The organism is Paenibacillus durus (assembly GCF_000756615.1).
Taxonomy (GTDB): domain Bacteria; phylum Bacillota; class Bacilli; order Paenibacillales; family Paenibacillaceae; genus Paenibacillus_AQ; species Paenibacillus_AQ durus.
Genome location: NZ_CP009288.1, coordinates 2,665,253 through 2,681,728, shown reverse-complemented (window position 1 = coordinate 2,681,728; position 16,476 = coordinate 2,665,253). Strand labels below are relative to the sequence as shown.

Sequence of the window (16,476 nt, the reverse complement as noted above, 5' to 3'; positions counted from 1 at the left end):
TCGATCGCACTCACGGTAAATTATCTAACATATTCCGTAACCTTTGATAACCTTTTATTTCATATTTTCTCTAATTTCCTACAATCATACTTCTATTAAAAGGAAGTGGTCAATGAATTCGGTCGCTTTTATTAACCTTGTTAAAAAGTTTGTCAGTTTTTATGTTAAGTTTTATAACTCATTACTAACACAAAACGTTTCCACACTGAAAATAAAAGGCTTTCACTACACCGTCAGTCCCAGCACCTTTCCATAAATATCCTCCAAAAGCCGAAGTCCGCCTCGGAACCCGGCGTAATGGCAATCCAGGACAAGCCTGTCAGCTGCCGGTGCGCCAATGCTAAGATAATAGCCTGCCCGTTCATCCGCAATTGGCGAATCAAAGACGCTTCCCAGCACCAAAGGAATGCCGTCATCTGATTTCTCTCTCATCCAAATGTCCACATTCTCCGGCTCCATGAACGCAACCGGACAGAATGGCTCCGAGAAATCGTCAAGGAACAGCCGCTCTATGGATGCCCGAAGCTTGTTTGGCGGGTTATCGATCAGAAATGCCCCTCCCGCAATCATCCCTGCGTCCTGATGCAGAAATCGGGTAATACTGGCCGTATACATGGAATCCGCTATCGTGTAGAAACGCGTCGGCATACGGCTATCAAAGCGGGCGAACAGCTCCGAGGCCCGGTCCAGGTAGTAATAAAAGCGGGTTTCTTCGCTGCTGATGAATGTTTCAACATTTGTTCTATTCAACCCGGCATAATCCGCAACGGTTTCAAGGAACTTTCTTGTTTCGACGGCACCTATAGGCAGCAGCGGATAGTGGAGATAAGGCGTATCGAACTTCTCCCGCAAATACTCCATGGTGCCAAGCCCTGACCACGGAGAGATCAGCAGGTTAAACTCAGCCTCGGGAAGACGCCTCCATGCCCTGATGTCCGAAGTTAAGCCATAAGGGAGATTAACCTTCAGCCCGATTTGCCCCAGCATGGAAGCTATCGCTTCGATTGTACCGCTCCAGAAAGGATCAAGATAAGGCGTGGATACCCACAAATTCACTATCCCGGCCCGTCTAGGCAAACCAGGAATGGCACAATGCTCCGCTATCGCTTTGGATACAAGCTCATGCCCCAGATATACACTGCCCTTAAAGCCCGCCGTATCTGCCGAAACGATCGGTATGCCTTGGCTTCGGTATTCGCGGACGACCGCAGACGTATCGTCACCGGCAAGCTCAACATTACAGCCGCTTAAGACGACATAAAGCTCTGCTCGCATCACTTTAACCGTACCTTCGATAAGCTCCCGCAGCCTGGCTTCTCCCCCCATGATCATATGATTGCGATGAATATTGTCATTGGGCGTCGCGCTGCCCCCTCCGTAGCCCATGCCCTGGTAGCCGTTGCAGAAGCTCATTCCCTTATGCAGCCGAAAGACGCATTCGGAACCGGAATGGATGATGGGAACCGCTCCTCGAATCCCCAGCACGGAATGCTGCGCGCCAAGCGCACAGTAATTTCTTGATTGCGCGATAATATTACCCATGCCGCCCAACCTCCCAGAACAGCTTCAGCTCCATCCACCATTCCGAATAAGGAAGCTGTGTATGCGCGGCCATTCTGCGTGCATGATGAGGGTTACCGGCCAAATCCGCTAGCCTCTCGCCAAATCGAAGCAGCCCCTCATACCCGTAAAAAGCCGCGTCCTCGTCGAGCCATAGACAAGGAATGCCCAATCTGACACCCCAAGCCGCAAGACTCCGATGCTTGACGACAAGCACATCCGGACTTACGAGCCGAACCAAGGGCAGCAATTCGTAGCCTTGATAGAATCCGATCCGCAGCCCTTCCGGACCATACAGGCTGTCGGATGAATGCACGGGTCTGCGAGATGCTTGCTTCCCTTTGACAGGAGCAGGTCTTGCCGCACAGTATTTTTCTCCCGACTCACCGGCAATCTCCACGTTAAGTTCACGCAGAATGGACAAGATTCCGCTCTCATAATCAAGTCCCTCCACGATGGGCAGGCAGCGGATTCCTTTTAACCTTTCCTTCAGCTTGCTTAAGCGTTCCGTATAACGGCTTCTCTCCCGTGTTATTAGCGCTGCAAATTCGGATTTTCGGCCAACCGCTTCACCTATTTTCCTTAGACACGCTTCCGTTCCGGCAAATCCCGCAGGAAGCGGCAGGCTGACGTTTGGCACCTGATAATCCTCCTGAAGCTTTCCGGCCAAGTAACTTCCAAACCGGTCCGCATGAAGATGGAAGGTGGCCAGGGCGCCCCCCATTCGCTCAAGCGTTTCATACTCTGCTCCATAAGCGACATAATTCCAGCGGATTCCGGTCTCATGCAGCAGCTTCTTTATCGAGTCGTCTTCGCTAAAATCAATGACATTGTAGAAAGATGGATTCTCCAGACCCGCTTCTGGAGGCTTTATAACCTTCGTTAGCAGTCCGTGCTCCTTGCCGCCAAAGCCTGACCCCCATTTCTTGGGGGCATATAACTCACAAACTACCGTTGTTATCGGAACTCCAAAATTTCCCTGCACCCTATCAATGACATCTTGAATATCCAATCCTGATATCCCTGAACCGCAGCTTGCCGCAATAAACACCGCCTTTGGAGCAAATCGCCGAATAGCCTCCTTGATTGCCTCTTCCAACTTCGGCTCCGCGCCGAATACCATGTCCATCTCCGTCAGGTTGGTCGAGATGAGCGGCGCATTACGTGAAGGGAGTCCCTTCCTCCGAAGCATGCCTTTGTATTTGCGGTTGAAGTCAGCGAAAGATGCGGCGCAGCCAGCAGGCGAATGAATAATTACCGCCGTATCCCGAATCATGGCGAGCACCGTACATATAGCCGGAGCCGCGCAGCCGGCGCATTGCGAGAACGAAATATCGGCATCTGCCGCAACCAATGGCTTGCCTATCACCCGTTTCTCCTCCTTTACCCGCTCCGTTTGTTATTTGCTCGGGAAATAAATTTCTTGTAATTCCTTATCACTGAGATCATGGAAATAATAAGTTTTGTAGAAATCCTTCACAAACTTGTCCAGATCAAGCCCGGAAGTCTGCTCGGGATGCAGAATCTTCGCCAGCCATAATGGCTGCAGAGCCCCCTCAGCACTTCTTACCGACCATAAATACACGCCTTTTGGATTCAAATATACTTTTTTATTCTTTACGGCCGTTAACGACTGCCATTTGCTCCCGTTGTCCGCATCTACGATGTAATCATACACAGCTCTGCTTGACGCGATGATGACATCCGGCTGCTCGGCGATTAAATATTCAAAATCGACGGCTGCCGCCCCGTTTCCGGGAGCTTTGGGAAATTGGGCTGCTGCTATATTAATCCCTCCTGCCGCCTCCACATAAGACGTATTAATATCATTGCCTACGGTTGTGTTGATGGCGCCCTTGGAACCGTCTCCGCCCGCAAGAAATACTCTGACCTTGGACTCTGATCGGGTTAAATCGGAGGCTTTTTGGATATTCCCCTTATAATAAGCGGCAAAATCGGAGGCTTTCTTCTCCGCGTCCGGACCTATGACTTCACCTACCATCCGCAGGGTATTCATAATATCATCCGGAGTATTGAGAAGGGTCCCCAGCATAACCGAATTCGCCGCCTGCATAGTGGCTGCATCCTCCTCGTTAAAAGCACTGAACACGACTTGCGGCTCCGCCTCCAAAATCGCCTCCATGTTGACGCGGCTGCTGGGTCCTGTCCCGGTAAAGGCAAGAGGAAGATTTTTAATTCCCGGAAACAGCTTGGCAAACATTCCGGTCTGCACACTTTCCGAGGTTGCCACAATCTTATCAAAGCCACCCAGCATACATACCATCTGAGCCAACGCTCCAGCCGCTGCAATCCGATTGATTTCTTTAGGAATCGTTACGGTTCTTCCAGTTGCATCCTTAATAACTCTTGTTGCAGAGCTGACACCGGCCGGTTGCGCCGAATTCACAGCTTGGGATGAGGAGGCTCCGGATGGATTCGTTGTCTCAGACGCGCACGCTGCCGTAAGCACCAATCCGCCTGTTACTCCTGCAATAGCCAGCTTTTTCAAGACTTCCTGTGTTAATCTCAACATTTGCATTACCCCCACTTTAATATTTTTTATTAATTAATTAATGGTACACATGATCGAACGGCATTCCCGCTAGGCAGCATGATATCCTTGATAACGACATCAATGCCATAGGCGGCGCGCAGATGATTCTCGGTTACGACTTCATCCGCTTCTCCATAAACGAACCGGTTATTTCGCTGCAGCAGCACCACTTTGCCAGGACATTGAAAAGCATGATTCGGAAAATGGGTCGTCATTACAATGCCAAGTCCCCGTTCAGCCAGGCGGTTAACCTGCTTCAGCACCTTAACCTGATTGCCAAAATCGAGATTCGAGGTAGGCTCATCCATGACCAGTATGTCGGGCTTCTGGGTTAGGGCGCGGGCGATCAGCACCATCTGCCGTTCACCACCGCTGATTTCCGTATAAATCCGGTCCCTCAGATAAGAAATTCCCAAAGAATCCAGCGCCTCGTCGGCGATCTTTACATCCTTGCCGGAGGGAGAGGAGAGAGCGCCCAAGTGAGCCACCCGCCCCATAAGCACCACATCAATTACGGAAAAAGGAAACGGGGGCGTATGCGCCTGGGGAACATAACCGATTGCGCCTGCCAGTTTCTTCCTGGACCAGCTTCTCACATCCTGACCATCCAGCAGGATTTCACCGTCAATAAGCTTCAAGAATCCCAACATCGTTTTGAATAAAGTTGTTTTTCCCACTCCGTTAGGTCCTAGAAGACTCAGGATTTCTCCGGAATTCACTTCCATGGATATGCCGCTTAGCACAACCTTTGAACCGTAGCCGCAAGAGACGTTCTTGATTTCCAGCTTCATATCCATGCCTTCCTTCCCTGTAACAGCAAGTACAGAAAAAAGGGGGCGCCAATCAGCGAGGTAAGTATGCTGAGAGGAATTTCAACAGCGAATGCGCTGCGGGCGATATCGTCCACCAGCAGCAGGAAGGCGCTGCCGATCAGAATGGACGTAGGCAGGAGCATTTTGTAATTGGGACCGGCGATAAGCCTGGCCGCATGAGGAATAATGAGTCCGATCCAGCCAACCATGCCACTTACGGAAATAGCCGAGGCTGTCAGGAGCGTCGCGCAGCCTATGACGAGCAGCCGCAGTCTGGTAGTGTTAATCCCCAGCGCCTGGGCTTCTTCCTCTCCGAAGGAGAGCACATTCAGCTTCCACCGGATCAGGAAGAGCGGGATACAGCCTACAAGAACAGGAACAAGAAGAATGATGATGTCTTTCAGGCTGGTTGAACGAGCCAGGCTCCCCATCAGCCAATATGTGATATCGGGTAATTTATTTTCCGTGTCGGCAAGGTATTTCGTCATTGAGGTGAACGAGGCGAATAAGGTGGAGATCACCATTCCGGTAAGCACCAGTACCAGGATGGAGCTTTTACCGCGTCCGATGATAGCGCTGATGAAGAAGGTGAGTATTACCGCTCCAAGACCGAAGCCGAAAGCGGCAAGCTGGATTCCAATCGTTCCGAAGGAGAACAGAATGGCCAGGGAAGCGCCAAAGCCGGCTCCTGATGATACCCCCAGTATGTCGGGTGATACCATCGGATTCTTAAACAGCCCTTGATAAGCTGCTCCGGATACCGCCAAAGCTCCTCCCACCAAAAGGGCCTTAATAATTCTGGGAATTCGAACGTGCAGCAGCACTGTCTCTACAGAAAGCGACCATGTAGGGGTAGCTCCGAACAGCTTTCCCCAGAGAATGTGTATCATTTCTGACAGCGGAACCGAATATCTGCCCACCGTAACGGAAATACAGATTACGGCAATCAGTACAGCGGCGAGCACGGTAAGGATAGACGCCTTCTTCCTGCTTGAGCTTCGGCGCGAATCCGACTTCAGCAGCACATCGCTTGATTCAATGACACCTTTTTTGACATACTCCACAGTAAACACCTCCACATTTGTTAAGTTTCATTACACAAAAGCCGTGTTTTTTCTCAATGTTACTTTGACTCCTTTTTCCAGTCAACGGAATTTGGAAGGGTTACTATTAAGTTCAACATGAGTGTCATGTATTGTTACATAGACATGATGTAATCGATTTCACGGCTATAATGTATACGTTGCCAATTTTGCCCCTTTATCGGAAAATATCGCGTATTTTAGAGCACAAACAAACCGGCCAGGCGGAATACCGCTTGGCCGGTTATGCATGCAATCCTTCCTTTTGCCCGCTATATCGCTTCATAAACAACACGTCCGCTTTCCGTCAAATCGTATCCTCCAATAACGGACAGTTCCTTGCGAAACGGCTCTGAACGGATGATATCCGCAACCTCGCCGATTAATTTCAAGTTCTGCGGTGTTCTTAGAATCACAAGATCATGCAGTTCTTCGGTAAGCGGAACAAAGTCCACATTAGCCTTGAAGGCACAGGACTCAATCCCAATGGATGCATCTGCGGCGCCATTGGCAACTTGCAGGGCAGCCTCAAGATCCGTACTTTCCAAATTTGTCCCCGAACCTGAATTACGGGCGTAATAACAAATGTCTTCGCGGGCAAGATCATTTGAGTTCTGAATGCGTAAAGGATTTCCTCTCTGCACATATATTCCTCTATATTGCCGTGAGAGCCTAATAACAAGCACAGGCACACCCATCAGCAATCTTTTGACGTAAGGTATATTGTACTCCCCGGATTCAAAGTCGAACAAATGACAGCCGACCATGTCAACCTCTCCACGATACAAGGAGCGCAGATTGGCAAGCCCTGCTCCGCAGTAACGAAGCGGGCGAAATCCTTCCCGGCCCTTAGTCATATATCGCGCCACCAAATCAAGACTCATATCCTCACCGGCTATGACAAATGGACGAGGACGGTTGTTAAACCACTCCGCAGTATACTGGTTCGTATCTGAAGGTTTATACTGCTCTGCGGCTGTTTCCTTCGCTATATCTTTGTAGCGGCTGAAGTCAGTGGAATCAATCCGGATTTGCCTGCCGACCCGAAAAGACGGAAGTTCCCTCTTCTTTACCATGTCGTATACCTTTAATTTTGAAACCCTTAGCAGCTTGGCGACTTCGTCAATGGTATAAAATGTATCCTGAGTCATCGGCTACCCGTTCATCGCGGTCATAACTGACCGATAAGTCTGAATGGGTCTGCCGCTCGCCCGCGAGAGCAGATGCGTTAGCTCAGGCAGCACAGGAAGCTGAAGGCCGCATGAGAATCTATACAGATGCGACATCGAAGTGACAACCTCCTCCAGCGAGGCATTCCCCGCTCTTTCCCCGATACCCGAAATCGTCACGCTTGCCAGCGCCGCGCCCGCATGAAACGCCGATAACGTGTTCGCGGCGGCAAGTCCAAAATCATTATGGCCGTGAAATTCCACCGGCAAGCTGGATCTGCTCACAAGATGGTTTACTCTGCTAAATGTCTCGAAAGGGTCCAGACAACCGACCGTATCTGCGTAACGAAGACGCTCGGCCCCGAAGCGGGACGCCACATCCGCATATTGAAGCAGGAATTCGGGGTCCGCCCTTGAAGCATCCTCCGCTCCCACAAATACCGTACAGCCAAAGCTTTTCGTAAATTGCAAAATATGCTGAAGGCGCTCCAGCACCCATTCGCGGCTTTTCTTGAGCTTAAACTGAATATGAAGATCGGATACCGGGAGAGACAGATGAATATGCGAGAAGCCGCAAGCTATGGAAGCGCGAATATCGGCTTCATCCGCTCTGTTCCAGGCAATGAGAGTCGCTCGAAGCGGCAGCGACAGCATTTCTTTGAGTGTCTCCTGTTCGCGGCGGCCCATAGCCGGAATCCCCGCTTCAATCCAGGGAATACCCGCCTCATCAAGCTTTACAGCCATTTGCAGTTTTTCCTCCTGGGAGAATACGACACCCGCCGTTTGTTCCCCATCGCGCATCGTAGTATCAACAAGCTGGAACGAAACCTTCGACTGCATTCTAATCCTCTCCTTTCCGTTCTTCCAATAGGGGTATTAATATAATTACTTAATATAATTACTCATGTATAAAAATAAGCCGTCTCCGGTACAGATCCATAAGCTGAAGGTCCGTTAAAGGATTCTTCTGTTGTTCGGCGAGCTCTCTCACTTGCTCCAGCATCTGAACGGCATCGTCCTGTTCAAGCTCCATTTCCCATTCCCTGAATTTGTATTTAAGCGAAGCGGTGCCCGAATGCTTACCAATCACCAATTGCCGTTTAAGCCCCACTTCCTCGGGCTTTATCATTTCATATAACTCCGGATTTTTGGCAATTCCATCCACATGAATTCCGGATTCATGCGCGAACACATTGGCGCCGATGATGGCTTTATCCACCCGCACCTCCATCTTCATTGCCGACAAGATCGAAGAGCAGTCATCGGCCAGCGTATATCCCGGCGGCGTCTGCCCTTTCCATAAATGGCGCACGGCCATCAGTAATTCTTCCATAGCCGTTCTTCCCTTCGGTCCGACTCCATTGACGGATGTGCCAATATGCTCTACACCCGCTTTCAGTGCCGCAAGACTATTCGCTGTTGCCAGACCGAACGTATTGCTTGCACAGAATTCAACCGGGCAGATCGCCGTCTCCAGCAGCTCCATCAAGCTGCGCCGAACGATGAACGGGTCCATAGCGCTGCTGCTGTCACAGTAAATCAGCCTTTGCACATCATATCGCTCAATTATCGGCCAATACACGTCAAATTCCGCATAATAGGATCGCGAAGCATCCTCAATACACAAGAACGGCTCGGCTCCCGCATTACGCACCGCATATAATGCCGCTTCAAGCTTCGATAGGGATACAGGGTTCAGCTTATTGGACCATACAACAGCCATCTTCTTGAACCCCATTCCGCACGCTTTGGACAGTTCGGAAATTGAAGGAGCTACTCTGCAGCGGAGCCGTTCTAATAGACTGGCGTCGCTTAAGATATTCCGGTATTCCGGCATATGCTCTAACGAAATGTCATGCATTTCAACATTGTACTTTTGCAGAGTATCCAGTATTCCTGCAATGGCGGATTGGGGAACACGCCGACGCAAAGCCTCGTCAAGTGTATAATCAATAAGCGAAACCATTTTCCGCACCTCTCTCCTCTAATCAATTCCCGGCATCATGGCTTGATCACGCAAATTGCTCCCAATTGATCGCTTTGGAACGATAGGAACGCTCCCAATCATTCCCGAATACTTCCAGCATATTGAGCATACCTTCGTATCCAAAATAAGCCCTATCCATATAAACATCCCGGTTGGTCGGGCTAAGCAAGTCAAAGGAAGTTTTGATCCCCGCTTCCTCCGCCATATACTTCTCCCATGCCGATCCGATCACCACATCCGTCTTCGCTTCCGAAATGGCTTGCTTTAGCTGATAACCATCAACGGAGAAAGCGACTCCAGGCGTGAGCCCAAGTTCATTCAACTCGTTAACTAAAAGCTCGCGGGCCTCTTGGGTACCCGAGTGAAGCAGCACCAATTCGGGTATCATTTCGAGTTCCTCGAACAGCATCCGAACCATGCCGATCCCTAAAGTCGCATCCGCGGATAACGCGACTCTGCAATTTCTGTAACGGGGAATAATCATTAAGGCTCTCTTCCGGAGCGTATCTACGACAAGCTTCTCCCCCCGGGTAATGATCTCCTCGGCTTTCTCCTCCGCTCCAAAGTAACGGCCCACCGCCCTTAGCCAACGCGCCGTATTGGATAATCCGACAGGCAGGGGAACATCACCGAGGATAAACGGAATCTGATGCCGCTCTTCCAATTTGCGCACAAACTTATAACCGGCATCATGGCTTAACAAAATATTGGCGGAAGCCAACCCCGCTTCTTCCAGCTCCTCCAGCGCCATGTTGTGGGGAAGCACTGACAGCACATCCACTCCCATCTCCCGGAGAACCTCTTTGACCCATAGGAGGTCAGCCTGCCATGTCGGATTGAGATTGGATTGAGGGAGAATGAGATTTACCTTGTTAACCAGCTTGATTTCCTGCTTCGGAATCAAAGGCAGCAGGGCCTCAAGCCCCATATCAATGCCGGCGAAGCTGTCGCCCCGGAACCCCCCCGCCATAACGGGAATCAGCCTGGCCTTAATCTCCGGCTGCATCTCCCTGCATAGTCCGTCAATATCCTCTCCGATAATGTCAGCGGAACAAGTGCCTACGATAAACATGGCCTTGGAGTTAAACGTTCGGTCCGCTTCCCGGATCATGCCGGCCAGCTTCTCGGAAGCGCCCATAATGATATCCGTCTCGAACAAGCGGGTGCAGCCCACTTTTCGTCTGGTAAAATCAATTTCGTGCTTATCGAAAGCCGTTGCAACAGTCGATGCGCAGCCCTGGGGAGAATGGATAATGATACTGACGTCCTTGATTCCGGCAATCACATTCGCCACGCCTTCAAGCGCACAGCCGATAATCGGGTCCTTACTGTGACTACAGTGGCTGAACTCTAATTCATCATACATCTTCCCTTCCTCCTTTCCGCTGCATACAGCGTGCAATCCGGCGCTTCTTCGCTCCATTTAGGCGTGAGGGACGAAGCGGAGGCCAATCCTTGGGACTGCTCGGGAAATACCATCTTCTTGGTCAGCCAGCTGCGCGGACGGAACGAATATTGCATCGATGTCAGAATACACTGTGCAACCTTTAACGAGCCGCGAAAGCCAAAGCGCGGACGATTCAGAATGGCGTTCAAATCAACCACTGGAATGGCCGGATAACTGAGCGACGATCCGAAATAGACCGTTGACACCGGGTCCACACTTCCGAGAAAGGCCAGCAGCTCTTCCTCCGTTTGCTTCATGGATTCGTATTTGCCGAATTTAAGCGTTCCTTTTGTGATCAACACTTCCGGGTCCATCCCCGTTTCCAGCAAATAGTCGATGCTCGTTTCTCTTGCTTCCGTACTCCATGGGTGAAAATTATAGATAACGACCCGCATGCCGAAATCTTTCTCCAGCATATGCGCAATCGACAAGGCTTTAATGGCGTCATGAGCTTCAACAATAGCCAGTTTTCCTTCAAGCTGCGCCCTTGCATCCTCTATTTCCTGCTGAATGGCTCCGTATTCGCTGGCAATCAATGCTTCAGCTTCAGCTTCCATACCTAAATATTTCGCCGCCTCGCGCAGCCAGCGCTCTGTTGCGCTTATTCCGTAAGGCAGTATGGTCGAATTCAGCGGAGTTCCGAACGTTTCTTTCATTTCCTTGCCTATGGTATAGCCAAGATCCAGGCAAAGCGTGCAGTTCACCGCTACGCTTGGCGCATTCTTCAATTCCTCGAGTGTGCAGTTTCCTGCAATGACACTATTGATATGAGCTCCCATTCCTTCCACAAGACGCACCAGCTCTTTAACGTCCGTATCCACTTCCGTCCGTTCGGGACCCATTTTACCCCCAACAATGTTAACGGATTTGGCCAACGCCGCTGTTCTCTCTGGATCGCGGGGCTCCATCAGCCTAACCAACTGCTTGAATACAAGGTCAAAGCCGCTTCGGTACTCACCGGCAAAGCCCTCGCAATGTATAGTCATGATCTCTGCGTTCACTTCGTCCTTCAAGCTGTCCACAACAGCGTCCACATTATCGCCAATGATACCTGTGGCGCAACTGGTGGAAACGAAGATCACGTCAGGACGATACTTGTTGTCAACTTCACGTATTGCCCCTCTCAGTTCCTTCTCGCCGCCGTAAACGACTCCCTTCATATCAATATTCGTACTGATGACCGCTTCATAGGGAGAGCCGCTATTACGGGAATTCGTCAACTTGTAAGCCTTCTTGACGCCGAAGGCGCAACCGCTGGGCCCGTGGGCAATAATTACGGAATTCTGGATACCGCTCAATATTTTCGTCGCCGTCCAGAATTTGCAGGGACGGGTATGACTGCCCTGTAAGCTGGTTTTGATTTTCCCTTCTTTTGCCAGCTGGTATAGCTCGCTTAACGGCCCATGAAAGACGATGCTATCCGAAAATGTTGTTTCAATAGACATTTTCCCCGCTCCTTCCGCTTTGTTTTCTTAATATGAGTAATAGGGGTACGCTAGGTACCCCTTGAAAAACCAGCTTGAAATCTTCTTACCAGACATTCAAGATCCATTCTTTATTCTTCTTGTATTCCATATCGACGAACAGCGTATTGGCGATGGTCTCCGCCAGCCATTCCGCCCCTTTGTATCCGATGACCGGATACTTCCACAAGCCCGCTCTGTCAAAGGTCGGGAAGCCGACGCGAACCATAGGAATCTTGTTATCCGTGGCGACATATCTGCCTTTGGAGTGGCCCATGATCAGATCAATTTGTTGACCTTCTTTTACGCGGCGTTCCAGTTCCCAGAGATCGGCGTTCCAAATCACTTCCATCGGAGCGGTTGCGTTCATCTCCAGTTCCGCAAGACGCTCGTCTTTGGTATAAGCGGAGTTGTCGTCTCCGAGCAGCAGCAGCGTAGGCTCCAGCTCAACCTCCTGGCAGAATTGAGCCAAACCGATGACCAGGTCGGGATCGCCGAAAATAGCCACTTTCTTGTTGGCAAAGAACATGTGGGCCAGGTCGGCCATCGCATCAATCGCTCTGCCCCGTTCTTCTACGAGAGAATCCGAAATAGGCTGGCCGGACATCTTGGAGATTTCCTCCAGGAATAAATCCGTATTTTTAATGCCGATTGGCGTATTGGTCACGACGGACGGCACCTGGAATTTGGTTTGCAGGAAGTTTGCAGCGCTGGCCCCTTGATACTTGCACAAAGAGATGGAGCCTTTGGCGTTGGCGCTGTTCTCGAAATCCTCTACCGTTGTGCTTCCATAGGCAAAGGCATCCTTGCCCGGCATGGTCGGAGCGTCGAAGGTTTCCGTATCGAGCAGAATATTTCCTTCCACACCCATTTCGCTCAAGATATGCTTGATTTGCTTCACATCGCCCGGGTTCAGCCAGCCCGTGAAAAAGTTAATCTTGCCAGTGGGCTCGCCTTTCTTGGCGAGGGTTTTCGTGAGGGATTGAACCGCTACGTTATAACCGGAGACATGGCTTCCGTTATAACTCGGCGTGTGGACGGCAACCAGGTGAAGTTCCCGGCCAGGAAATTCAGCCTCCAGCATTTTGTTGACCTTACGGATCGTTCCTTCGATATCGTCACCGATCGTTTCCGTCGAGCAGGTTGTAATAATGGGGATCACTCTAAGGTCCGGATAACGCTGTGCCAGCGTCATGACACCTTCCTCAATCCGCTTGACCGCTCCGAATACAGCCGCTTCCTCATGAACCGAAGAAGACGCAATTTCAAAGTTCTCTTTAAAATGCTGCGCGAACAGAAGACGGACAAACATACTGCAGCCTTGCCCGCCATGCACCAGCGGAATGCAATCCTTAATGCCGATGCTGGCAAACTGCGCGCCAGCAGGCTGACAGTTGTACATAGGGTTAATAATACCGCATCGTTCTTTTTGTTTAAGCTCCAAAGACATATCTGTCACCTCTTTCCCTTTATCACGATTAGTACAATTGATGATTCAGTTCACCGTTCAAGGAACCGGTGATGGTGATTTGCTTCAAACGCGCTTCAGCACCGTGCAGAACTTCGCCAAGCTGGTCGGCCTTCAATTCACCGAACCAGGAAAAAGCTTTATTAATATCCGTCAGCAGTACTTTGGCATCGGCGTAATGACACTTGTCAATCGGTGTTTCGATTACCGGTTGACCGCCGGTTTGCAGGGTTTCGATCATCTTGATTACACCGGATATGGCCTCCTCGCGGTCCCATGTACGGGAGAGGAATTGCCATAGGCATTTTTCCTGAATGAATTTCGTTAATTGTTCCACTTTATCACTCATTCTTCGCTACCTCCTTATCAACAGGTCTTGTTACACGCCTACTTCCAGAGCGGCTTTTTCTCTAACGTCGATTGCAGCCAGCTTCATCAGCGGCGAATAGATGGCGTTGTACATATCGCGGGCCATGTTGACAGAGCCTTCAAAGCCCATGTATGGACCGTTGTGATAAGCATGACCATTGATATAAGGCAGATGCAGCTTCTTCACCAGATCGCCAACGCGAGGTCCGGTCAGAACCAGGTCCGGTTTTACCATTTCCAATACTTCGAAGAATTCAAGCTCGTTGGCATCGTCAATGTAGATGGTACCTTCGTTGCCGCGGGCAATAACTTTTTCAAAGTCTTCCTGATGACCGAATTTGGAGGACATGGCTACGACGGTCATTCCAAGGTCATCCTCCAAAGCTTTGGTCCAGTGCCACAAGCGAGGGCCGCCCGTCCAGATACATACTTTTTTGCCTTTCAAGCGAGCACGGTACCAGTCCATTTGCTCCTGATATTTGGCAACCTCTTCGGCAATAACCTCCTCAGCCTTATCTTCAAGACCGAAGAATGCGCCGACTTTGCGAAGAGCATCCTGGCAGTATTCGAAACCCCAGGAGTCGATATCAAGACGGGGAATGCCATACCGTTTCTTCAATTCGTTAGCGATGTAGCCTGCGGAGCGGGCGCAGTTCACTACGTTGAGTTGCGCTCTGTGCATGCCGCGCAGATCGTCATACGATGCGTTGCCGGTAAAGTGAGCGATAATTTGAATGCCCATTTTGTGGAAATATTTCTCCAGCACCTGAGAATCGCCCTGAATGTTATAGTCACCGATAAAGTTAATCGTATAAGGACTGGTAATGGTCGGTTCCAGAGTGCCTACCTTCTCGTTGATCCAACCCATATTGAGTACGTGGTGGCCCTTCGATTGGCTGACGCCGGCAAATCCCGGACATTCGACAACAAAGATATCCACATCGCCAAGCTCTTTCTCTACGGCTTTGGCAACAGCTTTCGGGTCATCTCCGATCAGGGCAGTCGCACAGGTTGTGTAGATGAACATTCTTTTGATATCAGGCATTTCCTGGAAAGCCTCAATGATGCTCTGCTTCAGCTGCTTTTCGCCGCCGAATATGATGTGCTTTTCTTTCAGGTTGGTGGACCAGACATACTTCAACTGGAAGTTGTCGTTGTCACTTGGATACCGCTTCGTGTGCCAGGTATCGTATGCACAGCCAACCGGTCCATGAATCATTTGAATGGTATCCTTGAGGACGCCGCCGATTACCAGCTTCGCTCCGCAATAACTGCAGCCCCGCTCCGACAATGTCCCCGGGATGGTGGCAGCGTTGGAAATCGGCAGGTATTGAGTGGTATCCTCCCCCGGTTCCTTGATGTATACGTGTCTTTCCCGTTCAGGGATGGTAACGTCACATTTTAATAGTTTTAATGGCATGTTCCATACCTCCTTAACAAAATGGCCTTACCATTTTCGCTTTTATCCGTTGTTATCCGCATTTATTGTTGCTATTAGTCGACAATACCGTACTTGGTAACCATATCTTCCAGCTCGTCCATGGTCAGCGGAGTAGGAATTACGAAGCTTTTGTTTTCGATAATTTTACGTGCCAGTTCTGAATATTCATTAGCCTGATTACTTGCAGCGTCAAATTCGATAACCGATTTTTTATTGAATTCCGCCTTTTGAACGATGTTGTCGCGAGGTACAAAGTGAATCAGCTGCGTGCCAAGCTTGGTAGTGAATTCTTCCATAAGTTCTAATTCTTTATCAACGTTACGGCTGTTACAGATAATACCGCCCAGCCGGACGCCGCTCTGATCCGCATATTTCAGCATACCGCGTGCAATATTGTTAGCTGCGTAAATGGCCATCATCTCACCGGAGGCCACGATGTAAACCTCTTCTGCTTTGCCTTCGCGAATCGGCATTGCGAAACCGCCGCACACAACGTCGCCCAGTACGTCAAAGAATACGAAGTCGAGGTCCTCAGTGTAAGCGCCAAGGTCTTCCATCAGGTTGATTGCGGTAATAACGCCGCGTCCCGCACAACCAACCCCAGGTTCCGGACCGCCTGATTCAACGCAGCGGATACCTTGATAACCCGTTTTTACTACACTGTCGACCGTGATGGATTCTTCACCGGTTTCGCGCAGCGTATCCATCAATGTTTCTTGCGGTTTGCCGCCGAGAATCATCCGTGTGGAGTCAGCCTTCGGGTCGCAGCCATGGATGAACACCTGTTTTTTGTGGAAATAAGCCATTGCCGAAGCCGTGTTTTGTTGTGTCGTGGATTTACCAATGCCGCCCTTACCGTAAATTGCGATTTTTCTTGTCATTTGAAATAGCTCCTCTCATTTTTCGGTTTAGTCTTTTTTTACAACTACTTTCCTACCCGTAAAGTTCAGGTCACCTTTCCTGACGCTGCTTACCTCACCTCCCACTATTTCTTGAGAGACACCCGTTAAAGCGTCTCCCCCATCCCAATCTATGTCATCTTATTTGACATTTTGTGATGTGTTTTTGTTTTGTTGACCTTATCTTAGCCTTTGCAACACGGAACGGTCAACGAATTCGACGGT

Annotated in this window: 14 protein-coding genes; all 14 read right to left on the bottom strand. The window is 50.0% G+C overall.

Annotated elements, in window-relative coordinates; genetic code table 11:
* Window positions 1-225: 225 nt before the first annotated feature.
* The 14 genes from PDUR_RS11365 to nifH all read right to left on the bottom strand — a co-directional run bounded on the left by PDUR_RS11365 (window position 226) and on the right by nifH (window position 16,233).
* Entirely contained in the window at window positions 226-1,542 is a 1,317-nt protein-coding gene (locus PDUR_RS11365) for a nitrogenase component 1 (protein ID WP_042206361.1), read from the bottom strand.
* Entirely contained in the window at window positions 1,535-2,929 is a 1,395-nt protein-coding gene (locus PDUR_RS11360) for a nitrogenase component 1 (protein WP_052410184.1), read from the bottom strand. The genes PDUR_RS11365 and PDUR_RS11360 overlap by 8 nt, the downstream gene beginning before the upstream one ends.
* Window positions 2,930-2,959: 30 nt before the next feature.
* Window positions 2,960-4,093 (bottom strand): ABC transporter substrate-binding protein, encoded by a 1,134-nt coding sequence (locus PDUR_RS11355; RefSeq protein ID WP_042206360.1) that lies wholly within the window; start codon window positions 4,091-4,093, stop codon window positions 2,960-2,962.
* 29 nt (window positions 4,094-4,122) lie between these two features.
* Window positions 4,123-4,905 (bottom strand): ABC transporter ATP-binding protein, encoded by a 783-nt coding sequence (locus PDUR_RS11350; RefSeq protein ID WP_042206359.1) that lies wholly within the window; start codon window positions 4,903-4,905, stop codon window positions 4,123-4,125.
* On the bottom strand, window positions 4,902-5,990 hold the full coding sequence (locus tag PDUR_RS11345; protein ID WP_081949482.1) for a FecCD family ABC transporter permease: 1,089 nt from the start codon (window positions 5,988-5,990) through the stop codon (window positions 4,902-4,904). The genes PDUR_RS11350 and PDUR_RS11345 overlap by 4 nt, the downstream gene beginning before the upstream one ends.
* A gap of 290 nt (window positions 5,991-6,280) precedes the next feature.
* The gene (locus PDUR_RS11340) at window positions 6,281-7,159 is read right to left on the bottom strand and encodes a substrate-binding domain-containing protein (RefSeq protein WP_042206358.1); all 879 of its coding nucleotides are present in this window, start codon (window positions 7,157-7,159) and stop codon (window positions 6,281-6,283) included.
* Between the two features lie 3 nt (window positions 7,160-7,162).
* Window positions 7,163-8,017: a beta/alpha barrel domain-containing protein gene (locus PDUR_RS11335; RefSeq protein WP_042206357.1), complete on the bottom strand. Its 855-nt coding sequence runs from the start codon at window positions 8,015-8,017 to the stop codon at window positions 7,163-7,165.
* A 58-nt stretch (window positions 8,018-8,075) separates the two neighbouring features.
* Window positions 8,076-9,143 (bottom strand): homocitrate synthase/isopropylmalate synthase family protein, encoded by a 1,068-nt coding sequence (locus tag PDUR_RS11330; protein WP_052410183.1) that lies wholly within the window; start codon window positions 9,141-9,143, stop codon window positions 8,076-8,078.
* A 46-nt stretch (window positions 9,144-9,189) separates the two neighbouring features.
* Window positions 9,190-10,530: a nitrogenase component 1 gene (locus tag PDUR_RS11325; RefSeq protein ID WP_042206355.1), complete on the bottom strand. Its 1,341-nt coding sequence runs from the start codon at window positions 10,528-10,530 to the stop codon at window positions 9,190-9,192.
* Window positions 10,515-12,056 carry a nitrogenase component 1 gene (locus PDUR_RS11320; RefSeq protein ID WP_042206354.1) on the bottom strand — a complete coding sequence of 514 codons (1,542 nt, stop codon included), beginning with the start codon at window positions 12,054-12,056 and terminating at the stop codon, window positions 10,515-10,517. The genes PDUR_RS11325 and PDUR_RS11320 overlap by 16 nt, the downstream gene beginning before the upstream one ends.
* Before the next feature lie 85 nt (window positions 12,057-12,141).
* The gene (locus tag PDUR_RS11315) at window positions 12,142-13,524 is read right to left on the bottom strand and encodes a nitrogenase component 1 (RefSeq protein ID WP_042206353.1); all 1,383 of its coding nucleotides are present in this window, start codon (window positions 13,522-13,524) and stop codon (window positions 12,142-12,144) included.
* Between the two features lie 28 nt (window positions 13,525-13,552).
* A complete protein-coding gene (locus PDUR_RS11310; RefSeq protein ID WP_025692943.1) occupies window positions 13,553-13,891 on the bottom strand; it encodes a Fe-only/vanadium nitrogenase subunit delta in 339 nt (112 codons plus the stop codon).
* A gap of 30 nt (window positions 13,892-13,921) precedes the next feature.
* Window positions 13,922-15,331: a nitrogenase vanadium-iron protein, alpha chain gene (gene vnfD / locus PDUR_RS11305; RefSeq protein WP_042206352.1), complete on the bottom strand. Its 1,410-nt coding sequence runs from the start codon at window positions 15,329-15,331 to the stop codon at window positions 13,922-13,924.
* A 74-nt stretch (window positions 15,332-15,405) separates the two neighbouring features.
* Complete coding sequence (nifH, locus tag PDUR_RS11300) at window positions 15,406-16,233, bottom strand: nitrogenase iron protein (protein WP_025692941.1); 828 nt, start codon at window positions 16,231-16,233, stop codon at window positions 15,406-15,408.
* Window positions 16,234-16,476 lie beyond the last annotated feature (243 nt).